Genomic DNA, 5,324 nt, shown 5'->3' on the forward strand with positions numbered 1-5,324 from the left:
GTCAAAGACCTCATAGCTCAGGATCTGATAGCGGCGAGCGTAGGCCCGCAGGTGAATGGCGATAATCCGCTCCCTGGTGGCACGATCGGAGCCCGGGGTATACTCTATCACCATCATGCGCTTCTCGGCCTCCTGAGCAAGCAGAAAATGGCAGGGAATGGCTTGTTGTTCGGCTTCGGTGAGGTGTACTGCGTTTTCCGGCCGCAACACGACGAGTTCCAGGTAGATTTTTTGGCGCATGAGTGAGGGGCTTAAATGGGCTTAGCAGTTTTGGCCGCAACCAGGCCCAGCTTTACCAATAGCAGGCCCCCCGGATTGCGCGAGGCTTTGACCTTGCCCGTTTTCAGGTCGTGGTTGTAGCGGTTCACTTCTGAGACGTGGGCGGCGCTGGCCAGGATGGTTTGCCGGTGCTTGGTGTCGGTGATTCGCAGCTCGTCGAGGACACGGGCGGCGTTGTCGAAGTGGCTTTGTTGCACCCCCGGCACGGCTTGAGCCGTGGCCACCAAGTCAAAAGGAATATTGTCGGCTAAAGCTTGAGTTTTGACCTTAAACGTAATGTTTTTGAAGGTTTTACCACGCTTTTCTAGCTCATAGCTAATGTGCAACTCGGTGTGCTCATTGATTTGCTTAACGGCTATATCCAATACGCTTTTCCTGAAATCACTGGTCCTAGGCATCTTATCAATGCCTTTATCGTCAAGGAGCCCGAGCATTCTCTTAAAATCTTGAATATCATGCTTTTTGGTTTCGCCTAGGTCCTTCCACTGGCTACAAATCGGATAAATCCGCTTAGCATATTTGCTAGTCAGGCGTAGTGCCGATGCTAGGCCATAGCTGGTGAAATTGCTTTGAAGCTCAAATAGATAAGGGATGATTTTGTCAGAAAGTGAGACTTCTATGATGCCTAATCCTTTGAGATACTCCACGCTGCGAAACATCCAGAGCTGCACATGACGCTCTGGAGTTTCTACCTCAAACATTCGAGAGCCCATATCCTCAGTTGCTTTCCGCAGGTAAGCCAAATCATATTTTTTGCCAGTTAAAGCCGATAACTCCTTAATATTTAACTCATAAGTGTCAGACTTCTGGTCCTTACGCAGCTTTGAAACCAAGAAGAAGAATAAGTCAAGCTGTAATTCAGTGTACTCATAGCGAGCATTCGTCAGAGCATTGTGTTGTCGGATTTCCAATTCTTTGCTCATTGTGCTTATTCAGTGATTTCGAGCGCAATTATACGCGGAAAACGGGTTGTAAAAACAAATATCACTTTTAAAACCCGTTTGAGACACATTAAAACCCGTTTTCAAACCCATTAAAACCCGTTTGAGACACATTAAAACCCGTTTGAGACACATTAAAACCCGTTTGAGACACATTAAAACCCGTTTTCAACTAGATTAACAAGCTCAAAATCAGTACGTTATGAAGCCCTCAAATAGAACAAAGCTTTACAAATACACCAATTGTTGTTTCGCGCGAGAAAAAAAGAGCTTTTAGGGCATGGTCAGGGGTACAACGGCGCAAGCAAAACAAAGGCAGCAAAGTCCTAGAAGCCAGTGACTTGCGCGCATTCATTAAAGTATATATTATTGGTAATCAATGGCTTATAAACCATATTGTTGAGCTTATGTGCTGCTTTGAACTCCGTAATACTGTGCCCACAGAAACGGTAGCAGCTAAGGCCACAGGTCAGGAAAGAAGTACAAAAGGGGAAAGCAAGCGCACCAAGACAGGAGGCAATGACCAGGGAAGAAGGTGGCCAGGTGGGGTAGCTGGAGGCCAGAGCAAGGTGGCCACGTTGCCGGCAGGGGAGCACCAGGAGCAGGTGACAGGAGAGGCAACCGGTAGGGTTCAAGAGTTGGAACGGAAACCAACGGTAAGACCAACTGGGAGGCGCAGCGAAAAGAGTGGGCCAGGGGTTGCGCGTGCGTGCGGGGAGCCGTACCTTGTGGGCCTATTCCGCATCGTTCAACGGTTTTCGCAAGTTATGTTTTTCGCTTCGCTCAAAACCCGTTCGCCCTTTGGGCTCACTAAACTTGCCCCTTCGGGGACCGCCTGATGCCACCCGACCCGCCCCCCCGCCGCCGAGGCCGGCAGCCGAAGACCACGCCCCACCAGGCGCATACCGTATCGGTGCGGCTGACCGAAGCGGAGCACCGTGAGCTGGCCAGCGAGGCGAAGGAGTACCGCAAGTCGATGGGCGAAGTCCTGCGGGCCGTGTGGGCCGGCACGCCCGACGCGGCCCGCCCGCCCCGACCGCGCACGGTCGAGGAAGTGGCGCAACTGCGGCAGCTCATCGGCATGGCCGGCAATTTGAACCAGCTCACCAAGCAGCTCCACGCCGGCCACCACGTGAGCGAAGCGGCCCGGCAGGTGCTGGTGCAGCTCTACCGGCTACTCGAGGACTTAGCCCCCGATTCGACGCGATGATAGGCAAGGTGAAAATCGGCAAGAGCTTCGGCGGCATTTGCCGCTATGTGTTCGGGGAAGAGAAGGGAGCCGAGGTGCTGGCCACCGAAGGCGTGCGCGGCACGTCGGCCGCGCACATGGCAGCCGACTTCAACGCGCAGCGGGAGCTAAACCCCAACTTGGGCAAGGCCGTGATGCACGTCGCGCTGGCCTGGCCAGCGGAGGAAAAAGACCAACTCCCCAACGAGCGGATGGAGGAAATTGCCCGCGCCTACCTGAAGGCGATGAAAGTGGACCCAGAGGGGACGCAGTGGGCGTTGGTGCGGCACCGCGACCAGGACCACCCCCACGCCCATTTGATTGTCAACCGGGTAGACAACGCGGGGGCCACGGTGAGCGACCAGCACAACTACCGGAACAGCCTGGAGGCGTGCCGCCAGCTCGAAAAGCAGTACGGCCTGGTCAGCGCCCAGGAAGTGAGCCAGGACAACCGCCGCGCCGTGCGCGAGCAGTTGCCGGAGCGGGCCGCGGCCAAACTGTACGTGCAGGACGCGCTGAGCCGGCACTTGCCCCACGCCACGAGCGCCGAGGAGCTAACGGCGGCGATGCAGCGGGACGGGATTGGGGTGCAGGCCACCTACCAGCAGCAAAAGTTGCAGGCCGTGGTGTTCGCGTACGAAGGCCACCACCTGAAAGGCAGCGAGTTGGGCCGGGCCTACAGCGGTAACAATCTGGCCAAGACCATCGACGCGCAGCAGGAGCAGGTGCAGCAGCAGCAAGCGGAGCTAAGCACAGCCGGCCAGCAGGTCGGCCAGCACCGGCTGGCGCTGGACTTGGACGCGTTCGGCCGGGAGTACGCCGCGCAGAAGGAGCAGGCTGAGAAAGCCGAGAAACAGGCCCAGGAGCGCACGAGACTAGAACAGACACCCAAGCCCCCACAACCCACGATTGAGCGCAGCGGCGGCTACGGCATCGAATAATTTCTTCCCTTTGGTTATGAATCCAACCCCTCCCCCGGCCCCCACCAATGGCGTAGCCATCCTAATGGCCGAGATTGAGCGCATTGCCCAGGAGCTACGCGCCTACAACAAACGGGACTTGCCGGCTACGAAGGACCAGGTGGAAGCTTTGGTGAAGCTAGCCGAGCGGGACCGGCCCCTGACGCTGAATGTGAACAGCGAGGCCGTAGCCAAGCAGCTACTCGGCAAAGTGGACCAGCAGGCGAAAGTATTCCAGGATACCGGCTATCAGCTGATTAATTATTTAGACGACCGGCAAAAGGCCCTGACCACCGCGCTGGACGAGCGGGTAGCGGCCCTGAAAGCGGCCGAAGCCAGCTTGCAGGCCACGGCGCAGGGCATCCCCCGGCAGGTGCCGTTGGACGTGTTTGCCAACTGGCGTTCGACGGTTGGCTTTACGCTGGGTCCCGTCGTGCTGGTGCTGCTCACGCTGCTCGTTACCGGGCATTTTTCGCGGGTGCCGAAGGCCGATTTGGAGCAGGCCCAGGCCGAAGCCGCGCAGTATCAGCAACGCAATGAGCGGCTGCGGAAAGAAGGGACGTTCTACTACGACCAGGTGCAGGCCTACCGGAAGAAATTCCCCAAGAGTGCGCCCTACTTTCCCAAATATGTGCCCCCCGCCGCGCCCCAGGCCGTTGCTGAGTAGATTATACTTGGGTATTGTTAAACGTTTTGGTCCGGCGGAGCAGACGTCGGCGCAGCGGCTGAGCAAAAACGCAAAAAGCTCTTCCTGACTTGCCCGCCTAAGCAATGCAGAGGCCCCTATTTAAGGCTTCTTACTGGTCCACAAGGTGTTTAATTGCTGTTCGGCCTTGTCATAGAGGCGCTGCAAGGTCTTGTGCTTGCGCTGCAGGGCCCCGTAGCGCCGTTGCGCGGCCACGGCCCAGCCCCCCGTTACCAGCAAGAGCCCGCACAAGACTACCTCCAGCCACGTCATAGCGTAATCAATCAACCGGCCCGCGTATAAATAGACGAAGGAGAACCGCCCGGGTGGGCCGTTCTCCTTCTGCGGCCGTGCCAGGGCAGCCCAGGGCACGGCCGGTGGTCAAAGATAACCAAAGCGGAGCACCGGAGCCTCTTATTTTCGAGGCCCTGAGCGGGCCGGGTACGTAGGGGTTCCCCCGCGAGGCTTGATTAGCCTTGCAAGCCAGCGCGGCACGCTTCTTCGCAGCGGCGGCAGGCGTCGGCGCATTCCTGGCAGTGCTGCATGTGGGTATGCTGGGCGCACTCGTCGCCGCAGGCTTTGCAAATCTCGGCACACTCGCGCAGCAGGTGCTGGGCGTGTTCGGAGCCACGAGCCACGAAGCGGGCGGTCAGGTCACAAATGTCGGCGCAGTCACGGTCGAGCTGAATGCAGCGGGCCATCATCTTTACGTCGTCTTCCTGCAGGCAGGCCGAAGCACAGTGTTCACAGGCATTAACGCAGGCATACAGCGCCGCCAGCAGGCTTTGGTTTTGAGAATGCATAGGGGTTGAGGTTAAGAGGTGAAACAATATTTGTTGTACTCTCTACCCATCCGGTGAGTTTGGTAAGATTACGGGCGTGTGTTACAGGATTCGGGCGACGCCTAGTCTAGAAGGGGGTAAATTTTAGTGAACCAGCGCGGCAAAGTACCACAATTGGAGGACAGGGGCGGTGGGGGTAAAAACCACCACTTTTCCGAGGTCGGGTTTAGAAGCGACATTATGTTAAGAGACTTTTCCGGGATGACCCCGGGACTTTTTGTACGCCCCCACTGCCCCCTAAATCCTACTCGGGCCAGCTATTCGGCTAGCGGAGCCGGCAGGGCCGGGACGAAGTCGTCAAAGACCTCATAGCTCAGGATCTGATAGCGGCGAGCGTAGGCCCGCAGGTGAATGGCGATAATCCGCTCCCTGGTGGCACGATCGGAGCCC

At 57.2% G+C, this 5,324-nt stretch carries 7 protein-coding genes; 3 read left to right on the forward strand and 4 right to left on the reverse strand.

What is annotated here, in order from left to right; all coding sequences use genetic code 11:
• Nucleotides 1-240 (reverse strand): hypothetical protein (locus tag FY528_RS21010; RefSeq protein ID WP_149072971.1); only part of this gene is annotated, 240 nt, incomplete at its 3' end.
• An 11-nt stretch (nt 241-251) separates the two neighbouring features.
• Complete coding sequence (locus FY528_RS21015) at nt 252-1,202, reverse strand: replication initiation protein (protein ID WP_149072972.1); 951 nt, start codon at nt 1,200-1,202, stop codon at nt 252-254.
• 856 nt (nt 1,203-2,058) lie between these two features.
• On the opposite strand from FY528_RS21015, the gene FY528_RS21020 reads away from it, so the two are divergent.
• The 3 genes from FY528_RS21020 to FY528_RS21030 are packed head-to-tail and all read left to right on the forward strand — an operon-like array spanning nt 2,059 to nt 4,074.
• Complete coding sequence (locus FY528_RS21020) at nt 2,059-2,430, forward strand: plasmid mobilization protein (protein ID WP_149072973.1); 372 nt, start codon at nt 2,059-2,061, stop codon at nt 2,428-2,430.
• Nucleotides 2,427-3,389: a relaxase/mobilization nuclease domain-containing protein gene (locus FY528_RS21025; RefSeq protein ID WP_149072974.1), complete on the forward strand. Its 963-nt coding sequence runs from the start codon at nt 2,427-2,429 to the stop codon at nt 3,387-3,389. Before FY528_RS21020 ends, FY528_RS21025 begins: the two co-directional genes overlap by 4 nt.
• 16 nt (nt 3,390-3,405) lie before the next feature.
• The gene (locus FY528_RS21030; RefSeq protein WP_149072975.1) at nt 3,406-4,074 is read left to right on the forward strand and encodes a hypothetical protein; all 669 of its coding nucleotides are present in this window, start codon (nt 3,406-3,408) and stop codon (nt 4,072-4,074) included.
• A gap of 120 nt (nt 4,075-4,194) precedes the next feature.
• Here FY528_RS21030 and FY528_RS21035 read toward each other — a convergent pair whose 3' ends face one another.
• Nucleotides 4,195-4,380 (reverse strand): hypothetical protein, encoded by a 186-nt coding sequence (locus FY528_RS21035; protein ID WP_187632238.1) that lies wholly within the window; start codon nt 4,378-4,380, stop codon nt 4,195-4,197.
• 182 nt (nt 4,381-4,562) lie between these two features.
• Nucleotides 4,563-4,895, reverse strand: a complete 333-nt coding sequence (locus tag FY528_RS21040; protein ID WP_149072977.1) for a four-helix bundle copper-binding protein — start codon at nt 4,893-4,895, stop codon at nt 4,563-4,565.
• Between the last annotated feature and the right edge of the window lie 429 nt (nt 4,896-5,324).

Origin of the sequence: Hymenobacter lutimineralis, assembly GCF_008271285.1 — a bacterium.
Classification (GTDB): domain Bacteria; phylum Bacteroidota; class Bacteroidia; order Cytophagales; family Hymenobacteraceae; genus Hymenobacter; species Hymenobacter lutimineralis.

Excerpts from the sequence above, each read along its gene's own strand:
- FY528_RS21030 (WP_149072975.1), top strand. The coding sequence starts at position 3,406 with ATGAATCCAACCCCTCCCCCGGCCCCCACCAATGGCGTAGCCATCCTA.
- FY528_RS21025 (WP_149072974.1), top strand. The coding sequence starts at position 2,427 with ATGATAGGCAAGGTGAAAATCGGCAAGAGCTTCGGCGGCATTTGCCGC.
- FY528_RS21040 (WP_149072977.1), bottom strand. The coding sequence starts at position 4,895 with ATGCATTCTCAAAACCAAAGCCTGCTGGCGGCGCTGTATGCCTGCGTT.
- FY528_RS21015 (WP_149072972.1), bottom strand. The coding sequence starts at position 1,202 with ATGAGCAAAGAATTGGAAATCCGACAACACAATGCTCTGACGAATGCT.
- FY528_RS21020 (WP_149072973.1), top strand. The coding sequence starts at position 2,059 with ATGCCACCCGACCCGCCCCCCCGCCGCCGAGGCCGGCAGCCGAAGACC.